Source organism: Sphingopyxis witflariensis (assembly GCF_002205635.1).
Classification (GTDB): Bacteria; Pseudomonadota; Alphaproteobacteria; order Sphingomonadales; family Sphingomonadaceae; genus Sphingopyxis; species Sphingopyxis witflariensis.
In genome coordinates, this window is the sequence record NZ_NISJ01000001.1 from 455478 (window position 1) to 468075 (window position 12598).

Consider the following 12598-nt stretch of genomic DNA (forward strand, 5'->3'; position numbering starts at 1 on the left):
TACCGATGTCTTCATCGTCTGATCGACCAAACTATATCCCAATGTACATTCTGGCGAGTTGTTTCGCTTGTCAAACGTCACAGCCATTGGCATGATTGCTATGCGCGGTGTGCAAATGGCGGCGACTGCGTGGACGTTCCATCACGCATTATGAATGCTCGTCCCCTAAAGGACTGGCAGCCGAACCCGGACCAGATTGCCGCGAGCAATTGAACGGCGGCGAAGCGATGAGCGACATGCAGGCTGGTGATGGCCGGCCTGTTCGCATTGCTGTTTCAGATCGATCCTTGTGCCTTTTTCTCCATACATGCGCGCCCGTTCCAAGGGCTCCTCCCTGCCCTCAACATCAGACCACGTCGACGGGCAGGATTCTCCCATTCCCACTTCAACCGGCCCGCGTGCCGCGGACGCCGGGTATGCCGCCCTGGATAGCGCCTTCCGCAACAACGGCGCTGTCTTGCTACGCTACCTTGGACGTCATGCTGGCCAAGAGGCAGCACCCGATTTGATGCAGGAAGTCTTCCTACGTGCTGCTGGAAGCGAGCAACGCCATCGTCTCGCCAATCCCGCGGCGTTCCTCCAGCGCATCGCACGAAACTTGCTCATAAATCGCGCAATCAGCCGCAAGCGCAACAAGGTCATTCTGCTGCCGCTTCAGGAGGAACATGACGCCGCAAGCCCGCCGGAGCAGGAACTCGAGATGGAAGCTGCTGATCTCCTCCGGCTATATGAGAGAGCCGTTACAGATCTAAGTGAAAAGACACGGCGAGTTTTTCTGATGCACCGTGTCGAAGAACTCAGCTATCGCGAGATTCATCAACGCTTGGGAATCAGTATCGCGACCGTGGAATATCACATGATGAAAGCGCTGGCTCATATTGCACAAGTGGTGGACCCAACCGATGAATGAGAATGATGGCGCGAAGCCAAGCACCAACCTTCTGCTGAAGGATGCCGCCCTTTCATGGAGCATCAGGATGCGCGGCGAGGTAACGAGAACACTTCAGGAGGAATTCGACCAATGGCGGACGGCCTCGCCCGATCATCAGCGAGCCTATGACCGCTATTCGCGAGTGATCGACAGGTCGGAAATCCTGAAGAGTTCGAAACAACTCATTCCTTCGGCCGCCGAGAAACCCGTCGAACGGCAGCCTAGGCGCTGGCTGATGGCTGGTGCCGCAGCCGCGGCTGTAATCGTATTCGCCATCGCAATCAGCGCCAGTGACGGCCCCTTCCCCGGGTCGGGCGCTGTTCTCTCCGCCCGAGCCGCCGAACCACTTGTAACGGGACGCGGCGAAATTCGCAGTTTCGTGCTTGATGACGGATCGACGGCGACGCTGGACACCGACACCAAAGTGGAAGTCTCGATGTTCTCTGAAGGGCGATATCTGCGATTGGTGCAAGGTCGAGCTCGGTTAAAGGTCATCAAAGATCCGCGCCAATTCCGAATAGCGGCGGGCGAAGGTGTTGTGACGACGAAGGAAGCGGTCGTCGATATCAGCCTACGCGACGACCGCAGGGTCGTTGTAGAATTGATCAACGGAAATGCCGAACTAGCTTCGGCTTCACCACGCGTGCCGCCCGCTACGCGGCCTATCCCACTGCGAAGAAGCGCGGCGCTCGAATATGGGGCCGACGATAAACAGATACGTTCAAGCGCGAGGGACCGATCGAATTCGTCACGCGAATGGCCGTCAGGCTGGGCGGAACATGGCTCGATCCGTTTGGACAGTCTCCTTTCGGAAGCCAGTCGCTATTCTGAAATGCCGATCACGGTGGACGATCCGACCATTGCAAGCAGAACGGTGTCTGGGCGTTTCAAGATCAGCGACACCGAAATGTTCGTAAGCCGCATCGTTGAACTGTTTGGCCTCACGGTTGATCGGCGTGCAGACGGCATTCACCTCCGCAGCCAATAAAATATTTCTCGGGCCGCCTAAGGTCGCCCTCCAAAAAATTGCCGAAGCATTTCCGAAAGCACTGCGCGCGGCGCAGGCAATTCGGGGAGGCTTTATGACAATTCAAAACAGGCACACGATCCTGGGGCTTTTGGCCAGCACGACCATCATGGTCATGCCTGTCGAGGCAGCCGCTCAGGACACCCAGCGCTATGCTTTCGATATTCCAGCGCAAGATCTCGGCGATACTTTGCGAACGGTGGCAGCGACTGCCAACTGGCAGCTTTATGCAACGGCGGACGACGTAAACGGGGTTTCGGCGCCCCAGCTGCGCGGCTCATTCACGGCGCGGGAGGCAATCGAAAACCTGCTGCGAGGGACGAGGCTCGTGGCCCGCTTCGATAACCAGTCGGTGATTATCCGGGGGCGATCCGAAGCCCATGCGACTTTGGCCCAGGTGCCAGAAGAAGCCATTGTCGTGACGGGAACTCGGATCGAAGGTGCTCCCTCAGCTGCCCCAGTCATTGTCGTGACGAGCAATGACATCAAGAACGCCGGCTTTGCCGATCTTGGCGATCTAGCACGCAGCCTTCCGCAGAATTTCGGGGGCGGGCAGAATCCCGGTGTTGGGTCAGCACAGGGGACACAGAACGAGAATGTAAACGTCAATGGGGCCTCGACCTTCAACCTTCGCGGCATCGGACCCAACGCGACGTTGACTTTGCTCAACGGCAACCGCTTCGCTTACAGCGGCAACAATAGCGTGATCGATGTGAGCGCAATCCCGGTTGCAGCAGTTGAGCGCGTCGAAATCGTCGCCGATGGCGCATCGGCGATCTACGGCGCCGACGCGGTCGCAGGCGTGGTGAACATTCTTCTCCGCAAGGATTATCGCGGCATCACGACGAGCGCACGCCTCGGCGGCTCGACTGATGGCGGTAATTTCCAGCAGCAATATACGCTTCTCGCCGGCACCAACTGGTCAACGGGCGGCTTGATCGCCGTATATGATCGTTTCGACAACAGCGCGATACGTGCAGGCGATCGGACCTATTCGTCGAGCAGCAATCCGGCCTCTACCTTTTATCCCGATCTCCAGCGTCACAGCGTTCTATTGAGCGGTCACCAGCAACTCGGGGTCGGCATCGGTATCAAAGCCGACCTCATCTACAAGCGCGGCGACATGACCTCGGTGCGCGGCCTCCTCGCCGATCGACCGATCGAGACGAGTGGGACCCGCGTTATCAACAAATTCGAAACCTTCGGCATCGCGCCGATGGTTGAGGTCGAACTCGGCGCCCGCTGGAACGCGCGGGTCACGGGTTTCTACGGCACCGACGAAACGTTGGGGACCACCGATATTTTCACAAATGGCTCTACGAGGAAACTCATCCGGATTTTCGACAATCGCAATATCGCGGTCGAGGCGGGCGTTGAGGGTCCGCTGCTCGCGCTTCCCGCCGGTGAGGTCCGGCTGGCGGCTGGCGGCGGCTGGCGACATAACCGTATCCATGCCGAATTCTCGGGCCGCAACATCACGCCCACCCGCGAAAATAAGTTCGCTTATGGCGAGTTATTCGTTCCGCTCGCGAGTCCCGCGCAAAACCTCGGTTTCGTTCACCGCGCCTCGCTCACCGCTGCATTGCGCTGGGAAGATTATTCCGACTCGGGAAGCATTGTCACACCCAAGCTCGGTCTCGTATTTGCGCCCGCCGCCGAACTCAGCCTCGGCGTCTCGTGGGGCCGATCGTTCAAAATGCCGACGCTTATCCAGCAATATACTGGATATGCGGCAGTGCTCTATCCCGTCACTGGCTATGGCAACCGGTTCCGGGCTGGATCGAATTTTCTCTACATCGGCGGCCCCAATCCGGAGGTAGGCCCCGAGCGCGCAGAGAATTTGACGTTGAGCGCAAACTTCCGGCCGTCTCCGCGGCTCCAAATCGTGACCAGTTTCTTCAACATCGATTATCGCGACCGCGTCGCCCCGCCGCTCTCTTCGGTGCTCGGGGCGTTGACGAATCCACTATATGCAAGCCTCGTGACCTTCAATCCCACGGTCGCCCAACTCAATGCTGCGATCGCCGGCGCCGCTGGACCGCTCGGGAACGGCACGACTGGCCCCTATGATCCGTCGAATGTTATCGCCTTACTGGACGGCCGCGACCGCAACATCGCCGAGCAGCGCTATCAAGGCGCCGACCTCGCGATCCGCTACCGCGTGCCGTTGACCGAAGGCCGAACGCTCTCCTTCAGCGCGGGCGCGACTTGGCTCGACAGCCAACAGCGTCTATTACCCGGCCTTCCAACAACGAACCTTGCGGGCAATATCTTCAGGTCGCCGCATTTTCGCGCCCGCGGTGGCGCGACCCTCGATAGCGCAAATTTCACGCTCGCCGCCTTTACGAGCTTCACCGGCGGAGTAACCGATCGGCGCCGTCCGGTGCCGATCGAGATTTCGCCGGTCGCAACCTTCGACCTCACGGGTCGCATCAAGCTCCGCGGCCTCGCCGACGTGACGATCAGCGCACTCAATATCTTCAATTCTAAGCCCGATCAGATTCTCGTAGCGGCACCGGATGATACGCCTTTCGATTCCACCAATTATTCGGCGGTCGGACGCTTTCTAGCCCTCACAATCAGCCGTGACTGGTGAGGGCGCCGACCATGACACAACATACTATAATCGGCCTCTCCGCCGCCGCGTTCCTTGCCGCCGCGGCCCTCTCCCCTGTCGCAACGGCAGGGGAGAGCGAAGGGCGCAGCTGGACGCTCGACGATATCCTCCACGCCCCCGAAGTAAGCGAGCTTACCCTCTCAGCGAACGGGCGCTTCGCGCTCTACGCAGCAGAGATCGCGGACAGCGAGGCAAAACGGACACGTACGCAAATCCGGATCGTCGACATCGGTGCGGGCACACAACATGATCTGTCGAGTGCGAGCATCGCAAAATCGTTCAAGCGCATACCGGGAACCGAGGACTGGAGCGCACTCCTCGACATTGGTGAAGGGCAGCAACTATACCGGATAGGAGCGAATGGCGGCATCCAGCCGTTGGTCGCAAATCCGGAACCGGTCGCGGTCGGCAAGGCCGATCTTTCCGTGTCTATGGGCGGCGGGGCCATGCCCCACAGCGTCGGCATCCTAGGCTACGACTGGTCGCCCGACGGAAAATGGCTGTGGTATTCGCGGCTCAAGGCAAAGGCCGGTCCACCGCACATTCGCTTCGACGAAGAGGTCAGCACGCTGGCTAACCGCAAGCGGTCGTCGATCGAAGCCGAGATCGAGGTTTTCCTACGCGCCCCCGATGGCACGGTCGCGAAGGTCATCACTCGTCCGACGCGCGATCGCATGGCAATGTACGCAGGCGGTCGTGTAATCTGGCAGGGCGACGAGATCCTGTTTCGAATCGAATCTCCCGATGGGACTCTTGGAAGTGTTTTCGAGACGCGTGCATGGAACCGCAAGCGTCAAACCATGCGCACACTGTCAAACGAGCGCAACGCGCGGACCCTGACAATGCTCAGGGGTCCGCGGAACGGCATTCTGACAACGGGTGGGACCGGCACCATGCTCGAACTCGCAGAGATGCGTCCCGATGGACAGCGCCACATCTACGGTCGCTTCGGGTTCACTATTAGCGATTCAAATTATGCATTGAGCAACGATGGTCACCGCGCTGTCGTCGGAACACGAAGCATCGAGAATCCGCGCTACGGTCTCCTGCTCGTCGAACGAAGCGGGGTTCGCGAAATCACAGGCGCCGCAAGTCTGACTAAATGCGACTTCGATGACCGGATCACGCAAGCTGTCTGCGTCGAGGAGGGTATGGCGACGCCGCCCAAGCTAGTGCACATTGATCTCGCCTCTGGCAAGATTGACCCGCTGTTGCCAGTATCGGCGAGGTATGACGAAATTGCACCTCTCGACACGCGGCCACGCCGTTGGACCAATCGCGACGGCTACAAGGTTTCGGGCTATGTGATGTATCCGCGAGGATATAGGCCGGGTTCACGCTATCCGGCGATCGTCATCACCCATGGCTTCGACGCCGACGAGCGTTTTGCCGACCCCGAAAACCAGTGGAATTATCCGGCGCAGCTGTTTGCCGAGCGTGGCTATGTCGTGATGCTGATCAACGACCCGTCGCCTAGCCAATCGGCGGACCTACGCGCGGCCTACAACGCTTGGTCGCGCGGGAGCGGCCCACCCGATCCCAAGACGATGCAGCGCCTGATCTGGCTCGAAAGCGTCCATGCCTTGGAGGATGCCGTCAATGAACTTGCAGCTGAAGGTCTAATCGATCCCCAGCGTGTCGGCATCGCCGGTTACAGCCGCGGCGCGCAGGTGGTCAATGTTGCGATTACCCATTCGCGGGCGTTTCACGCCGCATCGAGCGGCGACGGTGGATTTCTCGAACCTTCTGGATACGCCGGATGGCCGGCAGGCTATAATCCCGTCTATGGAGGTCCGCCGTTCGGCGAGCATTTCGAACAATATCTCCGTTTCGCGCCATCGCTCAATGCTGAGAAAATCTGCGCGCCTGTCTTACAGCAGGTCGCGGCTGCGGCCTCGATGCAAGCCGAGCTATTCGAAGCACTGCGTGCCGCCAACGTACCGACCCAGCTCACATACTACCCTGGGGCAAGCCCGGCATCGGACGAGACACATATCTTCCACATTCCGTCGAACCGACTCCTTGCGATGCGCGAGAATATCGCATGGTTTGACTATTGGTTGCTCGGAAAGCGCGACGCCGATGCCCCCTTCCCTGAGCGGATCGCCGCATGGGACCGAATGGCGAAGGAAGGAAGGCCTCGCTGCGACACTGCAAAACCGCCGCCCTAATTCACGCGAAGCTCCACCGGCGCGCCCAACTCTCGGCAGCGGCAAGCGCAAGGATGCGCTGCTCGCGCGCATTGCCCCGCCAGGACGGATCTTCTGGTTCATCGAGAATGCTCGTATCGATAATCCCGCTGGCAGCGAGAACACCTTCGCGCAACAGCGCGTGAAGGTGTTCTCGCTGCAACCTGTAAATTGAAAGATGGAATTCTCCTGGCCCACCCTTCTGCGTCCGATCGATGATTGGCTTAGGGAGCAGATCCCTGAACGCTTTGCGCGCGACGGCGCGGTCGCTCCCGTCTGCGATCCAATTCCAGGTCGGAATCGAAAGACAGAGTTCGATGATCGGCTGCGACTGCAATGGGGCGATGTGCGGCGGCGCACGGCGGCGCGGATAGAGCTCGATGCTTTTCTGCGCCCGCATGAGAAAAGCAACGTGAACGCTCTTCCCGGGAAGGGCATCGACGGGCGCAGCAAGCCAAGGATGGGTAAAACCGCGCGCTGAGATCTTTGGGAGCAGGTCCACAGCGAGCCCGTATCCATTGAATCGCGGCTCGTGCAAACCGCCACTGCGCCTGTAACGCGCCCACGAGCGCCGGAGCACGGTCAGCACGTCCGCACCGGTCAATGTTGTCATGTCGCGAATCGTCGCTGCAAGGGGCAGACGTGGGCCTTCTGATAGGAAGCGGTCGAGAAGCGGAACAACGCTACGGATGCTGCAGAATATCCCGTCGCCGCCATTGCCGGAAAAATGAGCATCGACTGCCAATTCCAATTCCATCGTACGATGAATTGCTGCGACGGCCTGCTTAAAAATCGGTGAGATCGGCCAGGGATGCTGCGGCGTGACAGCTCGCCCAACATCAATGTCCGCAAGGTCGAATCCGGCATCGCGCAGATTGATACCGAGCGAATTTGCGGCAGCCCGTGCATACGGCCGCTCGTCGCCCGTGAAGCCGGGGCTAACCAACGTCAGCGCGGTCAGCCGCCCTGCCCGCGGTGTCGCAGCAGCTGCAACGATTGAGGAATCAAGGCCACCCGACAATCCAAGCAGGATTGAGGAAAAGCAGCTCGCCCATGCGCCGACGCAATCGGCGATCGTCTCGCGAAGTTGCGCTGCCGCCTCTTCGATATCGAGGTGACGGGGCGCAACATGATCCCAAGGTGTCCACCATTGCTCGACACGCAACTCCTCCTTCTCGACCGTCAGGCACTCTCCCGCGATCAGTTCCTCGACATCAACGATGCAGGTTATGCGGCCCCGCGCATCGCCCGACGCGAGGATGCGCGCGATCTCATGGAAATTGACTTGGCGCGGGCCGGGCGAAGCTAGATCCGTAATGTCGCCCGCAAGAACCACTCGGTCACGACCTCGCCGGACATAGCAAGGCAGCAGACCCGACGGATCACGTAAAACATGAGCGGTGCGGCCATCGTCGACGTGGACGAAGACATAACCGCCCCAATAATCGCCGAGCAGTGATTGTCCGTTATTGGCCGCGAGCGCGCTCCCCCGCGTTCCTGTCCATTTTCGTACCCGCACACTGGGCCGCCCTTTCTTGAACAGATGACCGATCACGATCGTCTGCGCATCGATCAGGATCGTCGGCTCGTCCGACCAGAGCGCAACGTCCCCCGCCGCGAAATCAGGAGGTCGACCATATATTCGGCTTCCCTCGGGCCGTTTCCCGGCATGCGCGCCTATTTCGATTAATTAGCCCCCGGCCATCAGACGGAAAATATTGGTTGATAGCGGCATATTACGTCGAGCGGATCGGTGAGGACGCTCTCGCCCGCCTGTACCCAGCAATGTGCTGAAAAAGGCATAGTCACGCCGAATACAAGGAGTGCGCTGCAGCCTCGGCGCGCAAGCATGCGCTTCATTGCAATGCCCCGCACGAGGCACTGGTCCGCAGCGGAGACATAGCGCCGACCGGCACGAAATGCGACCGTGACATCGCTCGCAACCCCATCGTCGCACGAGAGGCTGGCCAGCCCATCTCTTTCCAGTTGTTGCACGATACGGTAAATTCCGCGCCGTCGAAGATCGCCGCGCGCGCGGCGCTGAACCCATATTGTCCATGCTGCCGAAGCGAAGGATACGCCGGCGAAGGAAGTATCAAAAAGGCTGGATGTGGGCGTCCTAGGAGGGAGATCGGTCGATCGGCCTTCAACATTGCCGCGCGCGATCAGATTCCAATCTCGCAGCCGCGAGAGGTCGGAATGGCTTGCCTTGTCCGTCAGATAGCGCTCCCAGGTCCGAACATATTTGGGAGGCAACAGAAAATAGCGATCAGCCGGCAGGTCAAAGAAAATATGGTCGGCACCGAGTTGCCGGTGATAAAGACCAGGACGTAGCGGGATGAACATGAGCGAAAACTCGCAACGGTCGGCGTGCCGCCATAGGACGGCACGCCGGTCGCTGTCAGTCGTCGTCGCTTATGGCGCCACTGAGTCCCCAGTGATCGCCGTCTTGGAAGTCAGGCTCGCCGAGTGGCTTGATGCCGCGCGTTTCGACGCTAATCGCGCCGAGCTCGATCAGTTCATCATTGCTCTGCAGATTTTTCATCGCACTCTTCCTTCCTAACGCTGCGACCAAAATCGAGTCGCTGAGAAAGGCTATGCCCCGACTACGGATATTACTATTTTATAATCCGATTATAATCAGTTCGGTACGTGCGGAAAACAATAAAAGAATCCATATAATTGAATGCGCAGCATGAGAATAGTGGAATACACATGACCCCGTGCTATCAGCACCTATGCCAAATCTATGCCGCGGATATTGAGGCTCGGAAGCGTCGAATCACGCCTTCCAGACTGGACCCACGGACAGCCTCCCATACTGGTAAAATCGTTTACGGCACCGCTATAGATGACCGATTACGACCCCTCTGACTCCGCGGCTTCCTTGGCGGCCTGCATCGCCTGATATCGAATATTCATTTCTTCGGCATTGGCCTTCCAGCCAAATTTCCACCAGTCCTCCTCTGCCTGAAGGCAAGCGTGGCATTCCTTATATCCGATGGTAAATGACCGCGGAGTCAACGGATGACTTGCAGCCTTCTTGACGGATTCCTCGGCGGCCTCATCGAAGGGCTGGCTACAGGTGACGCAGGTAGGGTTGGTTTCTCGCCACGCCTTAAGCTTGGCGAGATATTCCGCCTTCTTCCGCCCCGCAGGCTTCCCGAATAGAGCGCGGTTTCTGATTGTTTCGAAATCGTTGTTGCTTCCCTGGCGTTGGATTGCTTTGAAATCCTTGTTCCGCCTTTCAACCACTGCGTTCGTAAGACGGTTATAACTGAAGAAATTCAAGATTTCATTTTCCCATTCGACGCTAGCGTTTATAGCCTTCTTGAACAGTTCCTCCAGATCGTCCGGGATCGACGCGCGCCAATTATGGAGCGCCACCCTTGCGCTCTCGCGGCTGGCATGATCCCAGACGCTAAAGAATGCCTCTTTGATCCAGTACGGCTCCCGCAAACCATCATAATTTCTCAGCCAGCCATCAAGGCTCAGTTGTTGCGCAGCAGACAGCTTCTTGTGTCGCACTTGGAATAACCCGCGACATCTCACGAGCTCCAGCCTCTCGTTTTCCTGTAGCGTTTTTTGGCATTTTAGCCGGGCCTGGGTCATGGCCTCGTTTGCCATCTTTGTGACGTGCCATTTGTCGGCAACGATCGCGGCCTGCGGCATCACGGCCTCTACGATCTGCCGATAAGGGCCGAATAGATCCATTGTGACGACCTCAACATCCTTATACCCTGGTAGGTTCAGAAGGAAGTTTTCAATAGTTGCGCTCTTATGGTTGGCCAACAATTCGAACGGCCAACCGTCTTCGAGGTTGACGAAGACCGCCCGCATGGAGCCAGCCAACGTGGTTTCGTCCATGCCCATCAAGCGAGGCGCCCGAAGCTCCCGCCTATGTTGCGCATTCAAAGCATCAGCATGCTCATTGGAAATACGGCGCACGGTACTTTCGTCCACGCCAACCTCTTCGGCAACGTGGGTATTGGGTATGAGTAACGATTTATTTTGGATGTATCTTACGCATCGATGCGCCATGCGTCGCTTGGGATGGAAGTCGCCGACAGACTCCCAAAATGTGCCCCGGCACGTTCCGCATTGATAGCGGGTCAGCGTAATCGTGACGAACGTTTGCCGACCATGGACCGGCGCGTCCACGCACTTTAGCGGTTTTGTCCCAATTGGCGAAAGCTCACTTTGACGGTCGCATTTGCTACAATAAACGGGCGGATGCTTTGGAGAGGCGGCAATTTGATATACACCGTCATCGTCTATAAGGGCGTCGGTGACAATCCAGTTGGGCAAGAGAAGAGCATTTGTCATGATCGACATAATGTGATGAAATTACTTAACAAGAACTGTATCTCGCCTCCATAATTGATACCAAATTGGTTACATCTGCCGCAGCGCCTGTTTTACGACCGGCTACTTCTCGCGAGGTGTTATCGGGCTCGCAACACTCGCACCAACTTTGGCTTCAAAACATAGTTGGCGCGCCAGCTTGCGGAACATGTTTGTCATAGCCGGGCGCCACCATCAGCAATCCGTTCGCTTCCCCCGGCGCCACATCTCAGCGAATGTAGTGAGGCTCACGCTACCCCAAAGCGCCCAGGTGCCATTACAACAATCTGCGATTTCCACTCCACGTAAGCGCCTCAACAGAATTGTTGCCTGTTCCGATAGTTCTTCACACGGGCGAGCCGACGATCCGGCATTTTCCATCAACCCTGAAACCGCCTCTTTCCAGCCGTTCGTTTCGCCGAACTTCATTTGACTTTGCCGCGCCGTCAGTGCGATGAACGGTGCGACACGGTCGACATGGGTTGCAACCGACCGGCACGGAGACAGTAATGGCAGAAGAAGAGGGCGCCCCCCAAGGCGAACTGGCGATCACGCGCACCGGCGATCGGCTGCGCTTGGCGCGCGAGGCAGCGGGGCTGTCGCTCGCTGACATCGCAACGCGCACGCGGATCACCCAGCGCCACCTCCTGGCCATTGAAAAATCGGAATTTTCGGAGCTTCCCGGGCGGACCTATGTCACGGGTTTCGCGCGTGCCTATGCCCGCGCCGTCGATCTGCCCGAAGCCGAGATTGGCACGGAGATTCGCCGCGAACTCGAAGAGGATCAATATGGCGCGCGTCCGCTGTACGAGGCCTATGAGCCGACCGATCCGGCGCGCCTGCCGACCGCCCGGCTGACCTGGACGCTGGTCGTCGTCGCGCTGATCCTGGTGTCGGCCTATGGCGTGTGGCGCTTCCTGTCGGTAGAACCCGACGAGGCGCTGATTGCGGCACAGAATCGCGATGCCGATGCGTCAGAAGCGCCATCGGCTACCGCCCCCGCCACCAAGGCCGGAACCGCCACGGGGCAAGCCGCGATTGCTGCGAATGCCCCCGTCGTCCTGACCGGCATTTCGGAAGTCTGGATTGGTTTCGACGACGCGACCGGCAAGACCGAAAACTGGCGCACGCTCGATGCCGGCGAAACCTATGAGGTTCCGCCCGCCTATATCGAACAGTTCACACTGCGCACGAGCATACCGCAGGCGTTGAAGGTCACCGTCGGCGGCCGCGATATCGGCGCGGTCGGTCCCGCCGACACGCTGGTCAAGGGCGTATCGCTGAAGCCCGCCGATCTGGTTGCACGGGCCGAGGGCAATGGCGCCCCCGGCTCGACCCCGGCGGCGGCACCGCTCCCGAAACGCTGATCCCAAGCCCAAATGGCCGTCATTTGGGCGGACCGGAGTGGAAGCGCGCCGAATTGGGTTTGCGCAGCCGCCGGTTGCGGCGTTATGGGTGCAGAAGTGAATAGTTAATTGTGGGGACCGATC

9 protein-coding genes are annotated in these 12598 nt (G+C 58.9%); 5 read left to right on the forward strand and 4 right to left on the reverse strand.

Annotated features, from left to right (window positions below):
* Positions 1-307 precede the first annotated feature (307 nt).
* The 4 genes from CDQ91_RS02205 (at position 308) to CDQ91_RS02220 (ending at position 6746) form a co-directional block, all read left to right on the forward strand.
* Positions 308-910, forward strand: coding sequence for an RNA polymerase sigma factor (locus CDQ91_RS02205; protein ID WP_088471055.1), 603 nt, complete (start codon positions 308-310; stop codon positions 908-910).
* On the forward strand, positions 903-1919 hold the full coding sequence (locus tag CDQ91_RS02210; protein ID WP_088471056.1) for a FecR family protein: 1017 nt from the start codon (positions 903-905) through the stop codon (positions 1917-1919). Before CDQ91_RS02205 ends, CDQ91_RS02210 begins: the two co-directional genes overlap by 8 nt.
* Before the next feature lie 94 nt (positions 1920-2013).
* Positions 2014-4554: a TonB-dependent receptor gene (locus tag CDQ91_RS02215; protein WP_088471057.1), complete on the forward strand. Its 2541-nt coding sequence runs from the start codon at positions 2014-2016 to the stop codon at positions 4552-4554.
* A gap of 11 nt (positions 4555-4565) precedes the next feature.
* Entirely contained in the window at positions 4566-6746 is a 2181-nt protein-coding gene (locus tag CDQ91_RS02220) for a prolyl oligopeptidase family serine peptidase (RefSeq protein WP_088471058.1), read from the forward strand.
* A 1-nt stretch (position 6747) separates the two neighbouring features.
* Here the strand turns inward: CDQ91_RS02220 and CDQ91_RS02225 are convergent, their stop codons facing one another.
* From CDQ91_RS02225 to CDQ91_RS02235, 4 genes are all read right to left on the reverse strand, one after another.
* Complete coding sequence (locus tag CDQ91_RS02225) at positions 6748-8319, reverse strand: asparagine synthase-related protein (RefSeq protein WP_088471059.1); 1572 nt, start codon at positions 8317-8319, stop codon at positions 6748-6750.
* Between the two features lie 149 nt (positions 8320-8468).
* On the reverse strand, positions 8469-9110 hold the full coding sequence (locus CDQ91_RS02230; RefSeq protein ID WP_088471060.1) for a lasso peptide biosynthesis B2 protein: 642 nt from the start codon (positions 9108-9110) through the stop codon (positions 8469-8471).
* A 55-nt stretch (positions 9111-9165) separates the two neighbouring features.
* Positions 9166-9309, reverse strand: a complete 144-nt coding sequence (locus tag CDQ91_RS21195; protein ID WP_158213600.1) for a hypothetical protein — start codon at positions 9307-9309, stop codon at positions 9166-9168.
* A 314-nt stretch (positions 9310-9623) separates the two neighbouring features.
* Positions 9624-11099, reverse strand: coding sequence for an ISL3 family transposase (locus tag CDQ91_RS02235; RefSeq protein ID WP_088471061.1), 1476 nt, complete (start codon positions 11097-11099; stop codon positions 9624-9626).
* A 518-nt stretch (positions 11100-11617) separates the two neighbouring features.
* Between CDQ91_RS02235 and CDQ91_RS02240 the strand changes: the two genes are divergently transcribed.
* Positions 11618-12475: a helix-turn-helix domain-containing protein gene (locus CDQ91_RS02240; RefSeq protein ID WP_088471062.1), complete on the forward strand. Its 858-nt coding sequence runs from the start codon at positions 11618-11620 to the stop codon at positions 12473-12475.
* Positions 12476-12598 lie beyond the last annotated feature (123 nt).